The following is a 19924-nucleotide window of genomic DNA, read 5'->3' on the forward strand; positions in this document are numbered from 1 at the left end:
GGGATCGTGGCTGGTGCGCGCTGAAGCCCTTGCGCGTACCTACTTCGCCTTGATGAGGCAGTTGAGGATCATGCTTGGCTGCACGGTCGACGACGTGACCTGGACGTTGTGGTTATGCTCCTTCGGCGTGTAATCGAACGCGTCCCCCGCTTCGAGATCCCCGGCGGAGCTCCCATGCATGCGCTGGGTGCTGGACGCCCCGCTGGTGGTCGCAGTCGCTAACGACGTCGCCTTGCCGACCGGCGTCGCAAGACCATGGTTGAGATCATCGGTGCCGCCAACCGCGACGGCGGTCCGCCCCCTCATATCGGGAACACGAAACGTCTTGTCCTCGGGCTCCCCGGCGCCATACAGCGTGCTGATGGCCGCGAACAGTTTGGGAAAATCGCTCCGCAGATAGGGCTTGCCGTCGCAGGCCAGCCAGTTCGGTGGGGTGTGGATGCCGGCAGAAAAAACGATGGTTCCGATCAGATCGTCATCAATACTCATCAAAAACTCCTTTTAAAATAAAGCGCACCCTAATCGATTGGGCGGCCTACCCTAGTCGAAGCCCCGCGCAGCCACCGCCAATCACAGCGCGCAAGAGCGGAACTTCTCTCGCAATTACTCCGGTCGCCGCTTGACGGCCTTCGTCATCGCCTCTATAGAACCTGAAGGTTATATAACCATATGGTTCTATAAAATGACCGACCGCCTCTCCGCGACCCTGTCCGCCCTTGCCGATCCCACCCGCCGGGCCATCCTGGCGCGGCTGGCGCTCGGCGAGACGACGGTCACGGAACTGGCCGAACCCTTCAAGATCAGCCAGCCCGCCATTTCCAAGCATCTCAAGGTGCTGGAGCGTGCCGGCCTGATCGCCCGCGGCCGCGAGGCACAGTGGCGCCCCTGCCGGCTCGAGGCCGGGCCGCTGCGCGAGGTCAACGACTGGCTGGCGCACTACCGCCGTTTCTGGGAGCAGAGCCTCGATCGCCTCGACGACTACCTGCGCGAGCTGCAGGCCAGGGAGGACGAAGGTGGACGCAAGACCTGACAAGGCGCTTTCGAGCCGCGCGGGCGAACGCAGCGACTTCGCACTGACGCTGCCCTCGGAGCGCGAGATCCTGATCACCCGCAGCTTCGCCGCACCGCGCGAGCTGGTGTGGGCGGCGATGACCGACGCCGCGCATGTGCGGCGCTGGTGGGGCTGCGCCGACTTCGAGACGATGGTGTGCGAGATCGACCTGCGTGTCGGCGGCCGCTTCCGCTTCGAGATGCGCGGCGCCGACGGCACACGGCATCCGATCACCGGCGTCTATCGCGAGATCGTCCGCCCCGAGCGGCTGGTCCACACCCAGATCTACGACGTGCCAATGCATGCCGACAAGGAAGCCATCGTCACCGTGACTTTCACGGAGGCAGGCGGCCGCACCCGCTATGCCTGCCTGATCACCCATGCCACCCGCGAAGACCGTGACGCCCATGTGGCGGGCGGCATCGAAGGTGGCGTGTCCGCGGCGCTCGACCGCATCGAGCAGTTGCTGCTCCCCCCGAACTGACTGTTTTAAGGCCGCGGGCACCGTTCGCTCCCGCGACCGCTCAGCCTCGTCTCATCATCACCGCCCCTTCCATGGAGTTGACCATGACTGCACCCGTTCAGGCCGTTACGCCTCATCTCGTCATCCGCGGCGCGGCCGACGCCGTCGCGTTCTACAAGAAAGCGCTCGGCGCCACCGAAACAATGCGCGTGCCCGCCGAGGACGGCAAACGCCTGATCCATGTCGAACTGTCGATCCTCGGCATGCGCATCTTCGTGGTCGACGACTTCAGCGACCTGCCCAACTGCCCCGGCGGCGACAAGATCGTCTCCCCGGCGAAGCTCGGCGGAACCTCGGTGGCGATCCATCTCGAGGTCCCCAATTGCGACGAGGCCGTCAAGCGTGCGGCCGACGCCGGCGGCACCGTCCTCACCGCGCCGTTCGACGCGTTCTGGGGCGCACGCTTCGGCCAGGTGATCGACCCGTTCGGCCATGCCTGGAGCTTTGCCCATATGCTGTCGGCACCGCCGCGCTGATCGCGACGACATCATCGCCGTCACAGGATCACGACCATGTCCGTCAATCTCTCGCAAACGCCGCAGACCGGCGAGGATTTCACCATCAGCCGCACCTTCGATGCGCCGCGCGCAGTGGTGTGGAGGGCCCGGGCCGAGGTCGAGCGGATGGTGCAGTGGTGGGGACCGGAGGGCTGCAAGCTGCATGTCGAGTCCCTCGATTTCCGCCCCGGCGGCCTGTTCGTCTACGCCATGGACTTCGATCAGGGCGCGCGGATGTGGGGGCGGTTCGTCTATCACGACATCGTCGCACCTGAACGCCTGGTGTACACGCACGGCTTCTCCAACGCGCAAGGCCAAGCCGCGCGTTCGCCGTTCAGCGAGAACTGGCCGCTCGAGATCCACAACGTGCTGACGCTGACCGAGCAGGACGGCCGCACCCGTCTCGATCTGCGCAGCCGCCCGATCGATCCGACCGACGCGGAGCGTGAGACGTTCAGGACCATGCGCGGCTCGATGACCGAGGGCTCCAACGGCATCTTCGATCGGCTCGCCGCCTATCTCGCTCACGACTGACAGCCGGCTGGAGCCTGGCAAGGCTCCGGCCATTCCCTTTCCTCGTCACCTTGCAAAGGCCTTACCATGTCGACGATTGCGACGACCTCATCTCCATCCGGCGCGCTGCTGTGGACCGGCCGCGTGCTCTCCGGCCTTGTCATCGTGTTTCTGCTGTTCGACGCCACCATCAAGCTGATTCCGCTCGACGTGGTAACCGAGACCTCGCGCCAGCTCGGCATCCCGACCGATCTCAGCCGCACGCTCGGCGTGCTGACGCTGCTGTGCACCGTGCTCTATGCCATTCCGCTGACGTCGGTGCTCGGCGCAGTGCTGATGACCGGTTATCTCGGCGGCGCCATCTACGTCCATGTGCTCAATGGCAGCCCGCTGCTCACCCACACGCTGTTCGGCGTCTATCTCGGCGTCATGATGTGGAGCGGGCTCTACCTGCGCGACCCGCAACTCCGCCTGCTGTTCCCGATCCGACGCTGATCGCTTCACCCGCAAAGGTGCCTGTCATGACCACCCTCGCCATCATCGCCACAACCGTCGCCGTCGTGCTCGTGCTATTCCTGATCTATGCCGCGACGCGGCCCAACACCTTCGCGATCAGCCGCACCGCCAGCATCCAGGCGCCACCGGATAAAATCCAGCCGCTGATCAACGACTTCCATCAGTGGCCGCAATGGTCGCCCTACGAGGCCAAGGACCCCGGCATGCAGCGCACCTTCAGTGGCGCGGCGAGCGGCAAGGGCGCGATCTACGCCTGGGACGGTGACAAGAATGTCGGCACCGGACGGATGGAAATCCTCGACGCCTCGCTGGCGAAAGTTGCGATCAAGCTCGATTTCATCAAGCCGTTCGAAGGCCACAACGTCGCCGAGTTCAGCTTCGAGCCGCGCGGCGAGACCACCACCGTGACCTGGGCGATGCACGGTCCGGTTCCCTATATCGGCAAGATCATGCACCTGCTCATCAACATGGACCGCATGATCGGCCGGGATTTCGAGGCCGGCCTCGCCAACCTGAAAGCCGTCTGCGAGCGATAGCGAAGGACACAATGCCGTCACCAGCCCCGCGCAAGCTTGCGACGCCAATGCCGCAGGGACCGGCGCCGTCCCAGCGTTACGCCGTCGTGTTCTCGTTCTCCGGATTCAAGATCGTCCCCAAGGAGGATGCCATGAACGTCACGCCCTATCTGTTCTTTCCCGGCAACTGCGAAGCCGCATTCAAGTTCTACGAGAAGGCGCTTGGCGCCAAGATCGAGATGATGATGCCGCACGCCGGCAGCCCGGCCGAGGGCCACGTGCCGCCGGACTGGGCCAACAAGGTGATGCATGCCCGCCTCAAGCTCGGTGATCGCTTCCTGATGGCCTCCGATGCCCCGCCGGGACGCCACCGGCAAATGCAGGGCTTCTCGGTGACGCTCGATGTCGATACCCCGGCCGAGGCCGAGCGGGTGTTCAAGGCGCTGTCCGAGAACGGCACGGTGACCATGCCGATCGAGAAGACCTTCTGGGCCGAACGCTTCGGCATGGTGACCGACCAGTTCGGCACGCCCTGGATGATCAACTGCGAGAAGGCGGCCTGACGTCGCTCTCCAGACGGCTGGCGCTCGTGCGCCAGCCGTCTTTGCCACTCCCCATTCCCATCCCCATCACGGACCGTCCTCATGACCATCGCTCCGGACATCAAATCATTGCACCACGACGAGCTGCTGATCATCCGCGTGTTCGATGCGCCGCGCGATCTCGTGTACCGGATGTGGACCGAGGCTCGCCACGCGGTGAACTGGTGGGGACCGCGGCACCATCCCGCCGTCCACATGGAGATGGACGTTCGCCCCGGCGGCAAATGGCGCCACTGCCTGCGCGGCGTCGACGACGGGCGCGAGCTGTGGCACCACGGCACCTTCCGCGAGGTGATGCCGCCGGAGAAGCTGGTGTTCACCCTCGCCTGGGAGGAGGACGGCGAGCGCGGCCAGGAGACGCTGGTCACCATCACCTTCACTGAGGACGGCGAGCGGACGAAAATGGTCTTTCATCACGCGCCGTTCCTGTCGGTCGGCGAACGCGACGGCCATACCGAAGGCTGGGGTAGCGCCTTCGATCGCCTCGCCGAGCATCTGGCCCGACGGGAGCGCGACCGATGACCCCGTCGACCGGCCGCAACGACGTCGCCGAGGTAACGTTGAGCCGTTTTATCGCGGCGCCCCGCGCCCGCGTGTGGCGCGCCTGGACGGAAGCCGAACATCTGATGAAATGGTGGGGACCGAACGGCTTCACCACGCCGGTGTGCGCCATCGATGCCCAGCAAGGCGGCGCCCTGCACATTGTGATGCGTGGCCCCGACGGCGTTGAGTATGCCATGCGGGGCACCTATAGCGACGTCGTCCCACCGTCGCGTCTTGGTTACACTTTCCAGGCATTCGACGCGGACGGCCGTGTCGCGCTCGACGGCCACACATTGGTCACGTTCGCCGACGATCAAGGCGGAACCCAGCTCGTCATCCACAGTCGCGCGACCGCCCTTGTCGCCCACGCCCGCCACATGCTCGACGGCATGGAGCCAGGCTGGACGCAGACCATCGATCGTCTCGCGCGGTTCATGACGGCGCCCTGACCGGGCCGCTGGTCCACAAGGTCTCACTGGAAGTCCGTTTCATGTTTTCGTCCTACACCAAGAACGCCGTCGTGCTCGGCCTGTTGTCATGCGTCGGGCCGTTCGCCATCGACATGTACCTGCCGGCGCTGCCGACCATCGCCGCCGACCTGCATGCCTCGACCGCTGCGACGCAGATGACGCTGATGTCGTTCTTCATCGCCTTCGGCATCTGCCAGCTGGTCTACGGTCCGGTCTCGGACATGGCCGGCCGCAAGCCGCCGCTCTATGTCGGCCTCGTCCTGTTCGTGATCGGCTCGATCGGCTGCGCGTTCGCGCCCGACGTCGGCTGGCTCATCGCCTTCCGCTTCGTGCAGGGCATCGGCGCCGCGTCGGTGATGGTGATCCCGCGCGCCGTGATCCGCGACCTCCACACCGGCATCGAGGCGACCAAGCTGATGGCGCTCGTGATGCTGGTGATCAGCGTGTCGCCAATCCTCGCGCCGCTCGGTGGCAGCGCCCTGATCGTCACCTTCGGCTGGCGCACGGTGTTCTGGGCGGCGTCGATCGCGGCCGTCGTGGCGTTCGTGCTGACTGCGCTGGCCCTGCCGGAAACCCGCCCCGCCAGCGAACGGGTCGAGGTCGGCGTGCGCAGTGTGCTCGGCAGCTTCGGCTACCTGATGCGCCACTTGAATTTCCTCGGCCTGACCTTCATCGGCGGCTTCGGCATGGCCAGCTTCTTCACCTTCCTCGCCGGTTCGTCGTTCGTCTACATCGAGCATTATGGTCTGACTCCGACCGGCTTCAGCCTGGCGTTCTCGGTCAACGCCATCGGCTTCATCGGTGCGTCGCAGTTCGCCGCCCAGCTCGGCCAGCGCTTCGGCATGGGTCGCGTGGTGATCGCCGCGACCTCGGCCTACGCCCTGTTCACCACGGCGCTGCTCGGCCTCAATCTCGGCGGCGTCGACAGCTTGCCGGTGATGATGGCTTTGCTGTTCCTCGGCTTCGCCGCCATGGGCCTCGTCATCCCCGCCACCATGGTGCTGGCGCTGGAGGAGCATGGCCCGATCGCCGGCATGGCGTCGGCACTCGGCGGCACGCTGCAGATGGTGGCCGGCGGGATCATGATCGTAATCCTCTCCCAGGTGTTCGACGGTACGCCCCGCCCGATGATCGCCATCATCGCGCTGTGCGCCATCGCCGCACTGGTGCTGAGCATCGTCACGCTGCGGCGCAGCGCGATCTTCGAACCGCAGCCGGCCGAATAACGACCGATTCCCTGAGCAGATCAGCAAGCGCCGGTCCCGTACCGGCGCTTGGTTTCAGATCCGCATCCTGCGGGTCCCCGCGATCCAGCCCACATAGCTCAGCCACAGCCCGACCGCGGCCATGATGCCGGCCCCGAGGCGTACCCAGGGCGTGGCCTCTACCGCCGAGGCGCCGACCTCGGCTATCACCTGCGGCGCTACCAGCAGCGCAAGACCGCGCAGCAGCAGCACCCAGCCGAGCAGCGAGATCACCACGGCCGCCGCGCTTGACCAGACCTGGTGGTTGGCGATGATAAAGATCCCGAAGAGCAGAACGATCGCGCCCGTGACCCACGCCAGTGCCGCATTGGCGAAGAATGCCGCCAGCAGCACATCCATCTCGGACGCACGGACCGCGACCAGGCCGGCGATGATGGCAAGAAAGGGGCCGACGACCCGTGCAAACGCGCGGGTTCGCCGTCGTGACGCAGCAGTGGCAGGCATCGCAGCCTCTCGACATTGATGAAAACGGTTGCGATTTTCGCGCCGCCGCCGCGCGTGCGCAATGGCTGCCGCACCTGTCCCGGTGCCGGTTTTGCCCCTGATCAAAGCTGGGATCGTCGCGTCAGGAGCGTCGGTCGGCTCTGCTAGCCGCCGCGCAGCGCCTGGGCGCTGAGCTTCCACAGCCCCTTGTCGGAGGTCGAGACGGCGACGGCGCCGGCCTTGACCGCGGCGACGACGCCGGCGCGGTCGCAGACGAAGCCGGAAGCGATGATCGGCGGCATCGCCTTGCGTGACGGCGCCGGGATATGCGGCAGCATCGGCGCCGGCATCAGCTGCACGAGATGCGGCTCGCTCTGCTCGAGCGCGGCGACGCTGCGCGGGAAGGTCGAGCGGTCGGTGACGAACACCTTCTGCACCGCGACGAGCCCGGCCCGCTTGGCGCGCTGCACGGTCGCGACCCTTGTCGAGACCAGCCCCTTGGCGCCGATCTCGGCGAGGTAGTCGACCCCTCCCTTGTCCTGGGAGAGGCCGTCGCAGCTGTCGATGTTGACGATCGGATACTTCTTGGCGGCGGTGAGCGTCTGGATCACAGACTGCAGCCTGCGCAGCTCGAAATTGGCGACGATCGAGATTTCCGCCGCACTGCCGATGAAATCATCGATCAGGTCGGCGCCATACAGCGTCGCAATCACGGGATGCCGCGCGAGGCGCGCAGCCAGGGATTTATCCATACCGCTCCTTAGCGTGAGGGCTCCGTCTTGTCACTCAATCCGAGCTTGCCGGGATTGAGGATGTTCTTGGGATCCAGCGCCCGCTTCACGGTCTCCAGCAGCGGAAATGCGGACCCCAGCGCATCAGCCATATAAGGTGCCCGCAGCAGGCCGACACCGTGGTGGTGGCTGAGCGCCGCGTTGTACTTGATGAGCACCGCATTGGCCGCATCCCAGGCCGCCTTGTACCAGGCGGCGCGCTTGTCGACGGCGACCTCGCCACGCAGCGAGAAGTACAGGCAGGCACCGTCGACATAGGCGTGGGACTGATGGGCGGAGCCGGCGAGCGTGCCCGGCACCGCGTTGATCGCCGCCACGACCTCGTCGTAGATTGCCGGCAGGTCACGCCAGCAGCCTGTCATTTCCAGCGTGTCGGAGACGAAGCCCGGGCTCGGCGTAAAACCTTCCGCGCTCTTGCCGGTGAGATAGCGGGTATCGAGCCAGCGCTCCAGAATGGCGGCGTCGTCGAGCTTGTCGCCGAGCTCGGCGCAGGCCTTCTCGCTGATGGCCATCACCGCGTCGACCATCTCCTTCGGGCCCTCGTCGGCGATCAGCAGCACGTTGCTGTTCGGCAGGCCGAACTGCACGCCGCTCTCCAGCGCGTCATAGAGCCGCAGCGCCGCCGGGTTGGCGCCGCGCTGCATGATCTGGCGGCAAGCCTCGAGGCCAATGGCGAAGGTCTTGAAGCCATAGGCGATGGCGCGGCCGTAGTCCGGCAGGCGGTGCAGGCGCAGCCGCGCCCGCACGATGACGCCGAGCGTACCCTCCGAGCCGATGAACAGCTGCGCCAGGTCGGAGCCCTGCGCCGCGCGGGCATGGCCGCCGACGGTGACGAGGCGGCCGTCGGCCAGCACGACGTCGAGGCCGACCACCATATCCTCGATCTTGCCGTAGCGGGTCGAGAGCTGGCCGGCGCCACGGCAGGCGATCCAGCCGCCGACCGTGCTGATGGCAAACGACGACGGCCAGTGGCCCATGGTCATGCCGTAGTCGCGCTGGATCGTCTCTTCGAAGATGTCGCCGAACAGGCCGGCCTCGACATCGACGATCTGGCTGTCCTTGTCGAAATCGACCAGCCCGTTGAGCTGGCAGAGGTCAAGCACGATGCCGCCACGCAGCGGCAGCGCGGCACCGGTGACGTTGCTGCGGCCGGCCGAAACCGTGACCGGCAGCGACGCGCGGTCGGCGATGCGCATCACCTCCTGCACCTGCGCCACCGTTGACACCTTGACCACCACCGCATTCGGCGTCGCCGGCTTGCCGGCGGTCTCGGTGATCATCGAGCCGGCCCACCAGTCGCGCGTCCAGCCGACGACATCGGCGGTCGCGGTCAGCACCTCGTCGGACGCCTTGCGCAGCGCCGCGACGACGTCGTCGCCCACTGCGATCGGCGCGCGCTGCAGGCCGGCCTCGGTGCCGCCCTCCTTCACCCGCGCGACCCAGCCCGGCGGCGTGTGCGCCCCGACGACGTACTTGCCGCGGTTGTAGCCGCGGCGGATGGCCTCTTTGCTCAGCATATCAGTTGGCTCCCATGAGAACGGATTTTTCCCGCGCGACGCTGGCGACATAGTCGCTCACCTGTTGCGCGACGATCTGGTCGGACAGTCCGAGTTCGGACTTGAGGATGGCGCCGACGCGCACGGCCGCGCGCGCGGAGGCGTCACGCGCCATCAGGCGGGCGCGGGTGCGGCGCGACAGCACGTCGTCGACGCTGCCTGCCATCTCGTGACGAACGGCGTAGATCGCCTCGGCCTCGCTGTAGGCGAGGCCCTCGACGATCGGCGCCGTCAGGGCCGGATCGCCCTGCAGGATGTCGCTGACGAAACGCGCTTCGGTACCGTAGCGTTCGCCGAGATGGGCCTGCAGCCCGCCCGAGGCGACGATCGCCTGGGCGTCGTAGCCGGCGGCGCCGAGCAGATAGGCCTTCTTGGTCCGGCAGCGCGCCGAGCGGCCGACCACTTTCTGGGCGGCGTCAATGGTCTGCTCGGCCATGTGGCGCGAGGTCGTGAGCTTGCCGCCGACGATGGTGATGAGGCCGTCATCGGCGATGTCGATCTTGTGGTTGCGCTTGATCTCCAGCGTCTTGCCGCCGGGCGGCGCGACCAGCGGGCGGCAGCCGGCGATGCTGCCGACGACGTCGTCGGGCGTGAGGTCCGTCTTCAGCGCCGAACGTGCCCCCTCCAGCAGGAAGTCGAGCTCTTCGCGGGTGCACAGCACATCGTCGAGGTCGCCGCGATAGTCTTCGTCCGTGGTGCCGAGATAGGAGACGTTGCCCCAGCGGGTGATGGTGGCGCGACGGCTGCGGCCGGGCACCGGAATGGTGACGGTGCAATCGTTGCGGATCTTGAGCCAGGGGATGGCGACATGGACGCCCTTGGCCGGGCGAATCTCGAGTGTCTTCGCCTCGCCCTTGCGGATGCCGGTCCAGTCGCGCAGCCACACGCCGGTGGCCATCACCACCGCCCCGGCCCGCACGGCGATCTCCCGACCGTCGGCATGGACGACGGCACCGTCCACTTTGCCGTGAGTGTCGCGGGTGATTTCCACCGCCTTCGTATGATTGGCGATCGCCGCGCCATGGAAGGCGGCGGTGCGCGCCAGCGTCAGCGTCAGCCGCGCATCGTCGACGCGGGCGTCGAAGTACATCAGGCCGCCGACGAGATTGTCCTCCCGGAAGGTCGGGCAATGCGACAGCACCTCGGCCTTGCTGAGGCGCTGATGCAGGATGCCCTCGCGCCAGCCGCCGGCAAGATCGTAGGTCCACAGCAGGCTCTCGAACGCCTTCGCCAGGCGCTGGTCGAACACGCCGTCCTTTTTCAGGATCGGGAACAAGAACGGCAGACGCTGCACCAGATGACCGGCATTGCGGCGCAGCCGCTGGCGTTCGAGCAGCGAGTGGCGGACGAGGTCGAGGTTGCCCTGCTCGATGTAACGCAGGCCGCCATGCACCATCTTGGACGACTTCGACGACGTCCCCGAAGCGAAGTCATCCTTCTCCACCAGCGCGACGCGGAAGCCGCGCAGGCTGGCGTCGAGTGCCGCATAGGCGCCGGTGACGCCGCCGCCGATGATCAGGATGTCGAAGCGCTCGGCCGCGAGGCGGTCGAGCTGCTCGCTGCGCACGAACCGCAGCGGCTCGGTCGTAGTCATGGCAGCACGGTCACGGGCGGGCTTTCGGGCAGGAAAGAAACTCATCGTCGCAGGTCTCTCAACTCAATCGGCGCGCGGCATCGCCGCATGCTCCAGTTCCGAACGGACACGGGCGTGCCACAACGCACGCCGCGCAGCCCGCTGGTCGGCGGATATGGTTGGTTCGAATACACGCTCGTCGGCGTGCGCCGCGGTGCCGCGCGGCAGCGCGGTGCCGAACAGGCCGGTGGCGCCGGCGAGGAAGGCGATGCCGCGCAGCGTGGCGCGCGCGGTGTTCGGCTTGCGGCGGATCGGCACGCCGATCAGGTCGGCCTGCATCTGCAGCAGCGGATCGCTCGAGGCGAGCCCACCACCGACGATCAGCTGGGAGACGCCGACCTCCGACACCTCCTCGTCGGCGGATACGCAGCTCGCGACCGAATGGGCGATGCCTTCGAGGATCGCATAGGCGACCTCGGCGCGTGTCGAGGCCATCGAGATGCCGGTCAGCGCGGCACGGGCGTTGGGCTGCATCTGTGGCACGCGCAAGCCGGTGAGCGCCGGCAGGAAGATGACGCCGTTGGCGCTGTTGGCTTCGGCCGCGAAGCGGCTGATCTCGGCGGCGTTCTCGAACCAGCGCAACTTGTCGCAGATCCAGTCGAGCGCCGAGCCGGTGGTGGCGACGAAGGTCTCGACCGCGAACCGCGAGGCGTTGCCGACGCGGCGCGCCACCATGGTGGTGGTACCGGCATAGAGCCCGGCCTTCGGCGGCAGGGCGTCGCCGATCACGAGGTCGACGAAGCTGCCGGTGCCATGGATACACATCGCCTGGCCGCGATCGAGACAGCCAAGGCCGATGGCGCCGGCGTGCTGGTCGCCCATGCTGGCGAGGATCGGCACGTCGATGCCGAGCAGCGCCGGATCGGTGCGGCCGAAATCGCCGGCATCGGCGCGCAGCTCCGGCAGCAGGTCCTGCGGAAAGCCGAGCGCATCGAGCCAACCGCGCTGGTAGCGGTGCTCGGCCAGCACATAGGCGCCGGCCGACGCCGCATTGGTGGATGTCGTGACATAGACGCGCTCGCGCGACAGATGCCACAACAGCCAGGTGTCGACGGTGCCGAAGCCAAGGCGCTTGTCGCGGAACGCCTGCGCCACCGCCGGCGTCTCCTGGATATGGCGCGCCGCCCACAGATAGGGTGAACGCACGCCGCCGGCGCGGCCGACCTCGCGGGCGAGCGTCGCATCCCAAGTGGGCGCGAGGCGGTCGAGCTCGGCGGCGTAGCGGGTGTCCTGCCAGACCATGGCGGGCACGAGGGCCCGCCCGGTCGCGGTGTCCCACAGCACGGCGGTGGCGCGCTGGGTGGCGAGCGCCAGCGCGACGATGCGCTGGCCCTCCTTGTTCGCCTGCGCGATCGTGGCGTGGCAGGCCTGGAGCGTCTTCGCCAGGATTGCATCGGCATCTTGCTCGACGACGCCGGGCCGCGGCGTGTCGACCTGAAGGCCGATGTAATCGAGGCAGGTGACCTCGCCGTCGGCGGAGACCGTCGCGGCACGGGTGCCGGACGTTCCCTCGTCGATGGCCAGGATCACATCGCGCGATATCGTCATGGTCAGGTCCTGCTGGCCGAAGGCTGCAGCGTCGCGGAAGCGGCGACCTTGTCGCCCTCGAATTGCGGCGCGCCGACCTCGGTATCCGGGTTGATGGTCGTGCGCGTCGGGTCCCACTTGATCGCAAAGCAGATGATGCTGGCAACCAGCGGCACCGCCGACAGGATCAGGAAGGTGTGGTTCAGACCATACCACTCCCTGAACAGCGGGAAGACCAGCAGACCGAGCGCCGCGCCGGTCGAGCCGAGCGCACCGATCACGCCGTTGGCACCGGCCCGCAGCTCGCCACGGAACGACAGCGACGACAGGCTCTTGCCGTTGGCGCCGGGGCCGCCGGAATGGAACAGGATGAACAGCGACGGCACGATGGCGGCAAGCCAGATCGGCAGCTTGTCGCTGAACAGGCCGAGAATCAGCAGCATCACGAATACCGCGGCAAAGCCCACGGCAGAGGCGATGCGCAGGCCGAACACGCGACCGATGGTCGGCGACAGGAAGCCGCCGAAGATGCCGAACACGTTGAACATCAGCGCGCCGAGGGTGGCGAACACAAAATCCTTGCCAAACATCGCGGCCGAGATCAGCGGCAGGTACCAGCCGATGGCGAAGTACTGGATCGACTGGCCGATCTGCACCGTGGCAGCGAGGATGGTGCGCGGCAGATAGACGCCGCGGAAGATCAGGAGCACGTTGGCAAGGCCGCGGCGCGCCTGGTTCATCACCGGGATCCACTCCGCCTTCGGCGCGGCCTCGAACGGCCGGCCGTAGATGCGGCTCATCGCCTGCGCAGCCTCGACGATGCGCTCCTTGCGCGCGAGCCACACCGGGCTCTCCACCAGCAGCGCGAACTGCAGCACCAGGATGACGACGGCGAACACGGCGGTGGCGCCGACCGAGTAGCGCCAGATCACGTCACCGACATTCCACGAGTTGAACAGCAGCGCCAGCAGCAGGTTGCTGCACACCGCCGTGTACCACATGCCCTGCCAGGTGTTCAGGCGGCTCTTGAAGCGCACCGGCGTGAACTCGGCCAGCACGGCCATGGCGATCGCGAAGTCGATGCCATAGGCGGCGCCGACGAAGAAACGACCGGCGAGGATGACTTCGAAATGCGCCGCGAACATCACCAGCGCCGCGCCGACGATCGCCAGCACCTTGGCGATCACCAGCGGCGTGACGCGGCCCCAGCGGTCGGCCATCCAGCCGCCGATCGGGTTGAACGCGATCGAGACCCACGAGGCGAACGACGTCAGCAGCGCCACCTGCGCGGCGGTGAGATGCAGGTCGCGCGTCATCGGCCCGAGGCCGGCGCTCAGCGCGGAGTTGGAGAACGCATCGAGGAACAGCCCGCCGAGCGCGAGCCACCAGACGATGCCGGCGCGACCGCTGATCCCCGTCTGCGCATCGATATACGCAATGACGTCATCGATGCCGCGGAGCTGGATGGGCTTGGATGAAGTGAATGTGGAGCCTTGCATGGACGACCTTCCCCCAGATGTCATCTGTAAGAAGGTCTTTTGCGATGAAGGCACAGCAAGCGACTATCTTACAGATAGTCTTCAATCTTGCTTCTGTGTGATCACACTAGGCAGAAAGGCCGGGGTATGTCAACGCCCCGAGAAAATCCTTCCAAAATCGCGCTCATCCAGCGGTGCGGCGCGCATGTGCGCGATCGACGCTATCTGGCCGCTGCATCCTTGCTGCGGGCCACCACCTCCAGATACGCCTTCTGCAGCCGCTCGCCGACGGTCGGGCCGCTCTTCCTGCGCTTGATGCCGAGATGGGTCTCGCGCAGCTCGTCCATCATTTCGGCCCACATCTTCGGACCACCGTCGCGCAGCAGTTGCGCGCGGATGCCGAGTTCCTCGGTGACCGGAAGATACTTCACCCCCCACGCCGCCATCTGCGCGATCACGGGCAGCAGCTCGATGCCCTGCTCGGTCAGGCTGTAGACACCCTTCTGCTTGTGCGTGGGATCGTCGGCGCGGGTGAGGATGCCCGCCTCCAGCAGCGTCTTCAGCCGGTCGGCGAGAATGTTGGATGAGATGCCCTCCTCCGAATGCGTCAGCAGCTCGCGGAAATGCCGGCGGTTGCCGAAGATGATGTCGCGGATGATCAGCAGGCTCCACTTGTCGCCCACCACTTCCAGCGTGAGGTTGATCGGGCAGCCCGACCGTTTCGCGTCGCTCATGGTCCGTTCCCCGGAGGCGCCGCCGCCGGCGCCCGGAATAAACTGCTTGCAATCTCGCACCGGTTACCCTACCAAGGCAACCAGTTGCAAATTGCAATCAGTTTGAAGGCTGCCATGGCGTTAAAGCTCTACTTCCACCCGCTGTCGTCCTACTGCCAGAAGGCGGTGATCGCGTTCTACGAGAACGACATCCCCTTTGAACCGAATGTGCTCAACATCGGCGATCCCGTTCAGAGCGCCGAAGTGAAGGCGCTATGGCCGATCGGCAAATTCCCAGTGCTACGCGACGAGAGCCGCGGCGTCACCGTCGGCGAGGCCAGCATCATCATCGAATATCTCGCGCTGCACCGGCCAGGACCGACGCCGCTCGTGCCGACGGACCCCGACGCAGCCTGGCAGATGCGCATGCGCGACCGCTTCTTCGATTTCTACGTCAACGACCAGATGGGGATCGTCATCGCCAACCGCATGCGCCCGGCCGCGCAGAAGGACACGCTCGGCGTCGAGGCGGCCCGCGCGCGGCTCAAGACCGCGCTCGACATCGTCGAGGCGGAGATGGCGACGCGCACCTGGGCGGCGGGCGATGCCTTCACCATGGCCGACTGCGCCGCAGCACCGGCGCTGTTCTACGCCAACCAGGTCATCCCGTTCGCCGACAGCCACCCGCACACCATGCGCTATTTCGAGCGGCTGTCGCAGCGCCCGTCCTATGCGCGCGTGCGGCAGGAGGCGGAACCCTATCTCCGTCTCGTGCCGCAGGATTAGCGAGGCGGCGCAGTCGCCAGACCGCGGCCGGCCGTCCTATAACCGTCGCATCACAGCGATTCGGACCGACCTGCGACACCATGGCGCCGCCCAGGACCACCACTGCTTCCGACACGCCGCGGGCCTGGCAGCGCATGCTGTCGGGCCGGCGGCTCAACCTCATCGATCCCTCTCCGCTCGACATCGAGATCGAGGACATCGCCCATGGCCTGGCGCGCGTCGCGCGCTGGAACGGGCAGACCTCCGGCGCGCACATCTTCTCGGTGGCGCAGCACACGCTGCTGGTCGAGGCTGTGCTGCGGGCGCGTGCGCCGCGCATCGACCACCGCATCCGCCTCGCCGCGATGCTGCATGACGCCCCGGAATATGTCATCGGCGACATGATCTCGCCGTTCAAGGCGATCATCGGCGGCGCCTACAAGCAGATCGAAAAGCGGCTGCTGTCCGCGATCCACATCCGCTTCGGCCTGCCCGCGGAGCTCGCGCCCGAGATCGAGGCCCAGATCAAGCAGGCCGACATGGGCGCGGCCTATCTCGAGGCCACCCATCTCGCCGGCTTCTCGCAGGCCGAATCCCGCCGCCTGTTCGGCCGCGACCCCGGCCTGCCGGCGGAGACCGAGGCGGGCTACATGACGCCGTGGCCGGCGAGCAAGGCGGAGAAGCAGTTTCTGGCGCGGTTCAAGAGCCTGCTGGATTGAGGCGGAAACGCTTCACACCTCGTCATTCCGGACGCCGCTCCGCGGCGATCTGGAAGCTCGATCTCGCAGCACGACCAACAGCCGGGATTCCGGGTTCGTCGCTGCGCGACGCCCCGGAATGACAACGAAAGTGAAGCCAGGCCGTAGCGCAAACCTCCCCGGTTCCGGCTTCCCGTCACGGCAGGTGGGGCTTATAAGGGGCGCGTCAGATTCAGGGATGGCCATGCTTCACGTCTGCTCGCTCGCCGACCTTCACGCCACCGTGGCGGCAACCGGGGCGCGCTACGTTCTCACCGTGATGGGCAATGTCGACAAGGCGGAGCGGCCGCCGTCGGTGCCGGAGGCGAACCACCTCAAAGTGTCGATGGACGACATCACCGAGGCCGTCGACGGCTTCGTCGCGCCTTCGGCCGGCCATGTCGACCAGGTACTGGACTTCGTGCGCGGCTGGCGCCGCGATGCTCCGATGGTGATCCATTGCTACGCCGGCATCAGCCGCTCGACCGCCAGCGCCTTCGCCGCCGCCTGCCTGCTCAACCCAGAGCGTGACGAGCAGTCGATCGCCCGGCAGATCCGCGCCGCGTCGCCGAGCGCCTTTCCCAACCGCCTGATCGTGACGCTGGCCGACCAAGCGCTCGGCCGTCGCGGGCGCATGCTGCGCGCGCTCGACACCATGGGCCCCGGCAACATGAGCGTGGAAGGCCGTCCGTTCCGCGTCGAGATCGACTGACCCCGCCAGCATCGGCGCCGACACCTGCATTCCAGGCATCACAGGCCGCACATCGTCCACGCCGCAGCACGGCGTGGATGCCCCGGCGCACGCGGCGCCGGGACTTTTGCATCGGCAACGCTTATGCCGCGGCTGGCAGCGGCTGCTTGCTCGCCAGTGCCTGACGGATGATCGCCTCCACCTGGATACGGCGCTCGCCCGCGAGCGGCATGCGCGGCGCGCGAACATGCTCGGTCGAGCCGATGGCGATCGCTTCCGCGAGCTTGATGTTCTGGACGAGGTAGGTCGAGACGTCGAGGTCGAGCAGTGGGCGGAACCAGCGATAGACCGCCAGCGCCTCCTGGATCCGGCCGGCCTTCATCAGGCGGTAGACTGCGACCGTCTCCGCCGGGAAGGCGCAGACGAGCCCCGCCACCCAGCCGACCGCGCCGACAGCGAGCGCTTCCAGCGCCAGGTTGTCGACCCCGGTCAGCACCGCATAGCGCGAGCCGAGGCGGTTGATGATCTCGGTGGTGCGGCGGATGTCGTCGGAGGATTCCTTGATGGCGACGAAGCGCGCGTCGCTGGCGAGCTCCTCCATCATCTCCGGGGTGACGTCGACGCGATAGGCGACGCGGTTGGAATAGATCATCACCGGCAGATCGCCAGCCGCGGCCACCGCACGCAGAGCCGATACGGTCTCGCGCGGATCGGTGTGGTAGATCGGGCTCGGCACCACCATCAGGCCGGAAGCGCCAGCCTGCGCGGCCTTGCGCGCCAGTGCGCAGGCTTCGCGGCTGCCTGCTTCCGACACCGTGAGCAGCACCGGCTTGCCGCCGGCCACCGCCTGCGCGGTCTTCAGCACCGCGATGCGCTCGTCATGGCTGAGCATCGGGCCCTCGCCGAGCGAGCCGCAGACGATCAGGCCGTCGCAACCGGCCTTCATCTGCAGATCGAAGCAGCGCTCCATCTCCTTATGGTCGAGCGCACCGTCGGCGGTGAACTTGGTCGTGACGGCGGGAATGACACCGCTCCACATGGTCTCTTCTCCTGTTGGGTCAAAGGTTGAACGGAATGAGCCGACTTTGGGGATGATCGATCGGTTCCGCTCACGCGTCGGCAGCAGGCGTGGCGGACGAAAACGTGCAAAGGGATGCGCTAGGCGGGTTTGGTCATGGCATCGGCCGGCCGCGCCTCGCCCTGCACCGGCGCCGCGCGACGGCGAAACTCCAGCCATTCACCGACGACGCCACGGCGGAAGAACGATACGCACAGGATGAAGATCAACCCGATCACCACGGTAACGAGATCACCGATGGTGGCGAGATAATTGTTCAGTCCGACCACCAGCGCCGCGCCGAGCAATGGGCCGAAGATGGTGCCGACGCCGCCGAGCAGCGTCATCAGCACCGCCTCGGTCGAGGTGTGCAGCGACACGTCGTTGAGCGACACCAGCTGGAACACCAGCGCCTTCATGGCGCCGGCATAACCGGCGATCGCTGCCGACAGCACGAAGGCGAGCAGGCGAAAGCGGTCAGTGTCGTAGCCGAGCGAGGTGGTGCGCGGCTCGTTGTCGCGCACCGCCTGCAGCACCTGGCCGAACGGCGAATGGATGATGCGGTAGACCAGCAGGAAGCCGGCCGCGAACAACGCCGTGGTCACGTAGTACATCGCGGTGTCCGAGGAGAGGTCGACGAGCCCGAGCAGCGTGCCGCGCGGAATGCCCTGCAAGCCATCCTCACCGCCGGTCCAGCGGAACTGGACCGCGAGGAAGTAGACAATCTGCGACAGCGCCAGCGTGACCATCGAGAAGTAGATGCCGCGCCGCCGCACCGCGAGGCCGCCGATGGCGAGCCCGACCAGCGCCGCCGCGGCGACACCGGCGATGAAGGCTGCGACCATGCCGAGCGGATGGCCACCGAAGCGGATCATCAGCGCGCCGGTGACATAGCCGGCACTGCCGAGGAACGCGGCATGGGCGAACGATACGAGGCCGGTGAAGCCGAGCAGCAGGTTGAAGGCGCAGGCAAACAGCCCGTAGCACATCAACTTCATGACGAAGATCGGATAGATCAGCCCCGGCACCAGCGGCACCAGCAGTGCGGCCGCGATCAGAACGAAGAACACCTTGAGGTTGACAGCCATGCGCGGCCTCACACTTCGCGGCCGAGCAGGCCTGCGGGGCGAACCAGCAGGGCGATGGCCATGATGATGAACACGACGACGGTGGAAGCCTCGGGATAGATCACCTTGGTCAGCCCCTCGATCAGGCCGAGGCTGAGGCCGGTGAGGATCGATCCGAAGATCGAGCCGAGGCCGCCGATGACGACGACGGCGAACACGATGTTGAGCAGGTTGCCGCCCATCAGCGGCGTGATCTGCATGATCGGCGCGGCCAGCACGCCGGCGAGCCCCGCAAGCGCCACACCGAAGCCATAGGTCAGCGTGATCAGCACCGGAACGTTGACGCCAAAACCCTGCAGCAGGCGCGGATTCTCGGTGCCGGCGCGCAGATAGGCACCGAGCTTGGTGCGCTCGAACAGGTACCAGGTGCCGAAGCACACCAGCAGCGAGGCCACCACCACGAACACGCGGTACTTCGGCAGTAACATGAAGCCGAGATCGACCGGCCCCTGCAGCAGCTCCGGCGGCTCATAGCCCTGCCCGGAGACGCCGAAGCCGTAGCGGAACAGGCCTTCCATCACCAGCGCGAAGCCAAAGGTGAGCAGGAGGCCGTAGAGATGATCGAGGTGGTAGAGCCGGCGCAGAAACACGCGCTCGATCGCCATGCCGACCAGCCCGACCAGGAACGGCGCCAGCAGCAGCGCCCACCAGAAACCGACCTGGAGATCGGGCCGGCCGAGCCACGGGCCGAGCTGCGTGAGGCCGATCCAGGTCAGGAACGCGGCCATCATGAACTGGGCGCCGTGGGCGAAGTTGATGATGTTGAGCAGGCCGAAGATGATCGCCAGCCCCATGCTCAGCATCGCGTAGAAGCAGCCGCTGATCAGTCCGATCGTCAGCTGCGCCATGAAGGCCTGCGAGGTCATGTTTCACGAAATCCCGTGGTGTGAGGGGAGCAAGGTGACGGAGCAGGATCAGCCCCGCCCCCGGT

24 protein-coding genes are annotated in these 19924 nt (G+C 66.8%); 13 read left to right on the top strand and 11 right to left on the bottom strand.

All coding sequences use genetic code 11. The features are described 5' to 3' along the window. Positions 1–39 precede the first annotated feature (39 nt). Positions 40–489 carry a phage tail protein gene (locus tag AB4Z37_RS26880; RefSeq protein ID WP_441519770.1) on the bottom strand — a complete coding sequence of 150 codons (450 nt, stop codon included), beginning with the start codon at positions 487–489 and terminating at the stop codon, positions 40–42. Positions 490–682: 193 nt separating this feature from the next. Between AB4Z37_RS26880 and AB4Z37_RS26885 the strand changes: the two genes are divergently transcribed. The 10 genes from AB4Z37_RS26885 to AB4Z37_RS26930 all read left to right on the top strand — a co-directional run bounded on the left by AB4Z37_RS26885 (position 683) and on the right by AB4Z37_RS26930 (position 6456). Further along, positions 683–1030, top strand: a complete 348-nt coding sequence (locus tag AB4Z37_RS26885) for a metalloregulator ArsR/SmtB family transcription factor (protein WP_441519771.1) — start codon at positions 683–685, stop codon at positions 1028–1030. Then, a complete protein-coding gene (locus AB4Z37_RS26890) occupies positions 1014–1535 on the top strand; it encodes an SRPBCC family protein (RefSeq protein ID WP_441519772.1) in 522 nt (173 codons plus the stop codon). The genes AB4Z37_RS26885 and AB4Z37_RS26890 overlap by 17 nt, the downstream gene beginning before the upstream one ends. Positions 1536–1618: 83 nt before the next feature. Next, entirely contained in the window at positions 1619–2050 is a 432-nt protein-coding gene (locus AB4Z37_RS26895) for a VOC family protein (RefSeq protein WP_441519773.1), read from the top strand. A gap of 36 nt (positions 2051–2086) precedes the next feature. Then, on the top strand, positions 2087–2605 hold the full coding sequence (locus AB4Z37_RS26900; protein WP_441519774.1) for an SRPBCC family protein: 519 nt from the start codon (positions 2087–2089) through the stop codon (positions 2603–2605). A gap of 66 nt (positions 2606–2671) precedes the next feature. After that, a complete protein-coding gene (locus AB4Z37_RS26905) occupies positions 2672–3079 on the top strand; it encodes a DoxX family protein (RefSeq protein ID WP_441519775.1) in 408 nt (135 codons plus the stop codon). 26 nt (positions 3080–3105) lie between these two features. Next, a complete protein-coding gene (locus AB4Z37_RS26910) occupies positions 3106–3636 on the top strand; it encodes an SRPBCC family protein (protein WP_441519776.1) in 531 nt (176 codons plus the stop codon). Positions 3637–3647: 11 nt separating this feature from the next. After that, the gene (locus AB4Z37_RS26915) at positions 3648–4178 is read left to right on the top strand and encodes a VOC family protein (RefSeq protein ID WP_441519777.1); all 531 of its coding nucleotides are present in this window, start codon (positions 3648–3650) and stop codon (positions 4176–4178) included. Between the two features lie 81 nt (positions 4179–4259). Continuing rightward, on the top strand, positions 4260–4739 hold the full coding sequence (locus AB4Z37_RS26920) for an SRPBCC domain-containing protein (protein WP_441519778.1): 480 nt from the start codon (positions 4260–4262) through the stop codon (positions 4737–4739). Then, on the top strand, positions 4736–5209 hold the full coding sequence (locus AB4Z37_RS26925; protein ID WP_441519779.1) for an SRPBCC family protein: 474 nt from the start codon (positions 4736–4738) through the stop codon (positions 5207–5209). Before AB4Z37_RS26920 ends, AB4Z37_RS26925 begins: the two co-directional genes overlap by 4 nt. 41 nt (positions 5210–5250) lie before the next feature. Next, on the top strand, positions 5251–6456 hold the full coding sequence (locus AB4Z37_RS26930; protein ID WP_441519780.1) for a multidrug effflux MFS transporter: 1206 nt from the start codon (positions 5251–5253) through the stop codon (positions 6454–6456). Positions 6457–6510: 54 nt separating this feature from the next. On the opposite strand, the gene AB4Z37_RS26935 is transcribed toward AB4Z37_RS26930, so the two are convergent. The 7 genes from AB4Z37_RS26935 to AB4Z37_RS26965 all read right to left on the bottom strand — a co-directional run bounded on the left by AB4Z37_RS26935 (position 6511) and on the right by AB4Z37_RS26965 (position 14637). Further along, positions 6511–6939, bottom strand: coding sequence for a hypothetical protein (locus tag AB4Z37_RS26935; protein ID WP_441519781.1), 429 nt, complete (start codon positions 6937–6939; stop codon positions 6511–6513). A 143-nt stretch (positions 6940–7082) separates the two neighbouring features. Continuing rightward, positions 7083–7670: a glycerol-3-phosphate responsive antiterminator gene (locus tag AB4Z37_RS26940; RefSeq protein WP_441519782.1), complete on the bottom strand. Its 588-nt coding sequence runs from the start codon at positions 7668–7670 to the stop codon at positions 7083–7085. Between the two features lie 8 nt (positions 7671–7678). Then, on the bottom strand, positions 7679–9226 hold the full coding sequence (locus AB4Z37_RS26945) for an FAD-binding oxidoreductase (protein ID WP_441519783.1): 1548 nt from the start codon (positions 9224–9226) through the stop codon (positions 7679–7681). A gap of 1 nt (position 9227) precedes the next feature. Then, complete coding sequence (locus AB4Z37_RS26950; RefSeq protein ID WP_441519784.1) at positions 9228–10859, bottom strand: FAD-dependent oxidoreductase; 1632 nt, start codon at positions 10857–10859, stop codon at positions 9228–9230. A gap of 63 nt (positions 10860–10922) precedes the next feature. Beyond that, positions 10923–12446: an FGGY family carbohydrate kinase gene (locus AB4Z37_RS26955; RefSeq protein WP_441519785.1), complete on the bottom strand. Its 1524-nt coding sequence runs from the start codon at positions 12444–12446 to the stop codon at positions 10923–10925. A gap of 2 nt (positions 12447–12448) precedes the next feature. Beyond that, a complete protein-coding gene (locus tag AB4Z37_RS26960; protein ID WP_441519786.1) occupies positions 12449–13924 on the bottom strand; it encodes an MFS transporter in 1476 nt (491 codons plus the stop codon). Between the two features lie 200 nt (positions 13925–14124). Further along, positions 14125–14637, bottom strand: a complete 513-nt coding sequence (locus tag AB4Z37_RS26965; RefSeq protein ID WP_441519787.1) for a winged helix-turn-helix transcriptional regulator — start codon at positions 14635–14637, stop codon at positions 14125–14127. A 114-nt stretch (positions 14638–14751) separates the two neighbouring features. Between AB4Z37_RS26965 and AB4Z37_RS26970 the strand changes: the two genes are divergently transcribed. From AB4Z37_RS26970 to AB4Z37_RS26980, 3 genes are all read left to right on the top strand, one after another. Further along, complete coding sequence (locus AB4Z37_RS26970) at positions 14752–15402, top strand: glutathione S-transferase family protein (protein WP_441519788.1); 651 nt, start codon at positions 14752–14754, stop codon at positions 15400–15402. A gap of 80 nt (positions 15403–15482) precedes the next feature. Next, positions 15483–16100, top strand: coding sequence for a YfbR-like 5'-deoxynucleotidase (locus AB4Z37_RS26975; RefSeq protein ID WP_441519789.1), 618 nt, complete (start codon positions 15483–15485; stop codon positions 16098–16100). A 223-nt stretch (positions 16101–16323) separates the two neighbouring features. Continuing rightward, positions 16324–16830 carry a tyrosine phosphatase family protein gene (locus tag AB4Z37_RS26980; RefSeq protein ID WP_441519809.1) on the top strand — a complete coding sequence of 169 codons (507 nt, stop codon included), beginning with the start codon at positions 16324–16326 and terminating at the stop codon, positions 16828–16830. Positions 16831–16951: 121 nt separating this feature from the next. Here AB4Z37_RS26980 and AB4Z37_RS26985 read toward each other — a convergent pair whose 3' ends face one another. The 3 genes from AB4Z37_RS26985 to AB4Z37_RS26995 form a co-directional block, all read right to left on the bottom strand. Then, positions 16952–17848, bottom strand: coding sequence for a dihydrodipicolinate synthase family protein (locus AB4Z37_RS26985; protein WP_441519790.1), 897 nt, complete (start codon positions 17846–17848; stop codon positions 16952–16954). A 119-nt stretch (positions 17849–17967) separates the two neighbouring features. After that, on the bottom strand, positions 17968–18954 hold the full coding sequence (locus tag AB4Z37_RS26990; protein WP_441519791.1) for a branched-chain amino acid ABC transporter permease: 987 nt from the start codon (positions 18952–18954) through the stop codon (positions 17968–17970). 8 nt (positions 18955–18962) lie between these two features. Beyond that, positions 18963–19859 carry a branched-chain amino acid ABC transporter permease gene (locus AB4Z37_RS26995; protein ID WP_441519792.1) on the bottom strand — a complete coding sequence of 299 codons (897 nt, stop codon included), beginning with the start codon at positions 19857–19859 and terminating at the stop codon, positions 18963–18965. Positions 19860–19924: the final 65 nt, after the last annotated feature.

The sequence above is a fragment of the Bradyrhizobium sp. 2TAF24 genome (assembly GCF_052115025.1).
In the GTDB taxonomy this organism is placed as follows: Bacteria; Pseudomonadota; Alphaproteobacteria; order Rhizobiales; family Xanthobacteraceae; genus Bradyrhizobium_A.